Below are 2458 nucleotides of genomic sequence, written 5' to 3'. Positions count from 1 at the left end.
TGGACAAATGTCCCCCTATATTAGAGATTAGAGATAAAGAGTATAGAGATAAGAGTTTAGAGAATAGAGAGGGGGAATACGCCCGCACGTTGGGCCGGTATCAAAATGTTTTTCTGTCTGCTGGTGAATTGTCAGAACTGCAAGCCGACTTCCCCACCGTCTGGCAGGAGTATATCGAGAGATTATCCGAGTACATGGCATCTACTGGCAGGACATACAAGAGCCATGCAGCCACCATTCGCCGCTGGATAGCGGATGATAGGCGCAAGGCCGCTCCCCCTGCCCGTGACCGGGATTACAGTGTGAAGGACGGTGACACGGTATGACGGAGATCCGCAAGGACGAGTACCTTGACCCTGTTGACGGTCTTATCCATTGCCGCAAGTGTGGCGGCCCCCGGCAGGCCGTCATTCCCGACCCGTTCAAAGGCGGCAGCTTCAAACCCCGGTGTGTCTGCTCCTGCCAGCAGGAGGCAGAGCGCCGCCGTAGAGAGGCCGAGGAACGCCGCCAGCGCATGGAGCGCATCAAGCGGCGCAAGGCCCAGGGACTTCAAGACCGTTACCTCTACGGCTACACCTTCGCCAACGATAACGGCAAAAATCCGGCAATGGCGAAAGCCCACGCATACGTTGACCATTGGCCCCAGGCGTTCAAACGGAACATCGGACTGCTGCTGTTCGGTGACGTGGGGACTGGAAAATCCTTCGCGGCCGGGTGCATCGCAAACGCCCTTCTTGATCGGGATGTACCTGTACTCATGACCAACTTTCCCACCATCCTTGCCCGCCTGTGCGGGACGTTCGGAGAGGACAGGACGGACTTTCTGGACAGCCTGGGGGACTACGACCTGTTAATCATAGACGATTTAGGCGCGGAGCGCAATACCGAGTATGCCCTTGAGCAGATGTTCAGCATCATCGACAGCCGGTATCGCTGTAACAAGCCGCTGATCGTAACCACGAATCTGAAGCTGGACGAACTGAAACGCCCGCCCGATCTCGCCCACGCTCGTATCTATGACCGGATTTTAGAACGCTGCGCCCCCATCCTCTTTGCCGGAAAGAACTTCCGGGAGGACAACGCCGCCAGCACAAAGGCGGCGGCACGGCAGATTATCACATCAACTGCGGCCAGCCATCGGCAGACCGCCGCCGAGAAAGGAGAACTATGAGTAACGAAACCAGCACCACCGAGACGATCACCTACCCCAAGGCCACGCTACAGACCCCACCCGCGCTGGTGAAGAAAATCGGCAAGACTACTTACCGGGTGCGGGTGCATTTCAGCACCACCAGCACCGAGACAATGGAGGACAAAATCAAGCGCCTGCTTCGCGAGGAAGTCCGGCAGGCGATGGAAAACGAATAACGGAGGCTGGCCAGGGCAGAAGTTTTTGCCCTGGCCTCTCTACTATCCTTGAAAAGCAGAGATATTTGTGGTAATATGAACATACAGAAAGCGGGTGATCGTTTTGGACACAGCAGAGCAAAAGCGCCAGAAAGATTTAGAACGGCTTCGCAGTTTCAGACCGATGGATGATGATTTTATGCGCTGCCTTTTCAAAGACAATGTTCCTTTGGCTGAAATGGTGCTTCGCATTATCACTGGAAAACCCGATTTAGTGATTACTGACTGTCAGACGCAAAAGGATATGAAGCGGCTGGCCGGGGCGCGCTCCATCTGCCTGGACGCATACGGGACAGATTCTATCGGGAAAAAGTATGATATGGAAATTCAACGGGAGGATAAGGGAGCAGACCCGCACCGGGCCAGATTTCATTCCAGTGTGCTGGATATTGAAAATCTGGATGCTGGACAGGAGTTTCGTGAGTTGCCTGATACATATACTATTTTCATCACGGAAAAGGACTTTTACGGGAAAGGCGAACCAGTTTATCTTATCGAGCGGATGAACATTACCACGGGTAAGCCTTTCACGGACGGGGAACATATTCTTTATGTGAATGGCGAGTACCGGGGCGATTCTGACATAGGGAAGCTGATGCACGACTTTAACTGCACCGATGCCGATGATATGAATTTCAAGCTGCTGGCAGACCGTACCAGGTATTTGAAGGAAAATCCGAAAGGAGTGAGCGAAATGTGCAAGGTAATTGAGGATATGCGGAAGGAAGAACGTGAGGAAGGCATTAAGGAGGGTATTAAGGAGGGCATGAGAACAGCAGCACTTCGTATGATAGCTGATGGAACTCTGGCTCTTGAAAAAATTGCCGAATATGTTGGCCTTTCCCTTGATGAAGTAAAAAAGCTGCAATCTGGACAGAGCGCATAAGGAAACACAACACGATTAAGGCTGGGAATCTAACACAGGTTCCCAGCCTTGCTTTATGTTCTAAATATGAACATTTTATGAATTGTATCAAAAAGTCCTTGACAACAAGCAATAGGCAAGACTGCCCGCTCCATACTGATTTCATGCGGTGCGCGGCTGGCCCCC

At 52.4% G+C, this 2458-nt stretch carries 3 protein-coding genes and 1 pseudogene; all 4 read left to right on the top strand.

The features are described 5' to 3' along the window. Positions 1 to 326: pseudogene (locus tag D1646_RS07865) on the top strand (replication protein); the annotation flags it as partial. After that, positions 323 to 1171, top strand: coding sequence for an ATP-binding protein (locus D1646_RS07860; protein ID WP_160635938.1), 849 nt, complete (start codon positions 323 to 325; stop codon positions 1169 to 1171). The pseudogene D1646_RS07865 and the gene D1646_RS07860, both read left to right, overlap by 4 nt. Then, positions 1168 to 1368, top strand: coding sequence for a transposon-encoded TnpW family protein (locus D1646_RS07855; protein WP_120425412.1), 201 nt, complete (start codon positions 1168 to 1170; stop codon positions 1366 to 1368). The genes D1646_RS07860 and D1646_RS07855 overlap by 4 nt, the downstream gene beginning before the upstream one ends. A gap of 94 nt (positions 1369 to 1462) precedes the next feature. Continuing rightward, the gene (locus tag D1646_RS07850) at positions 1463 to 2293 is read left to right on the top strand and encodes a PD-(D/E)XK nuclease family transposase (protein ID WP_347565160.1); all 831 of its coding nucleotides are present in this window, start codon (positions 1463 to 1465) and stop codon (positions 2291 to 2293) included. Positions 2294 to 2458: the final 165 nt, after the last annotated feature.

Origin of the sequence: Pseudoflavonifractor sp. 60 (assembly GCF_009911645.1) — a bacterium.
GTDB lineage: Bacteria > Bacillota > Clostridia > Oscillospirales > Oscillospiraceae > Lawsonibacter.
The sequence above is the reverse complement of the archived record's forward strand: the minus strand, read 5'-3'. Positions and strand labels throughout refer to the sequence as shown.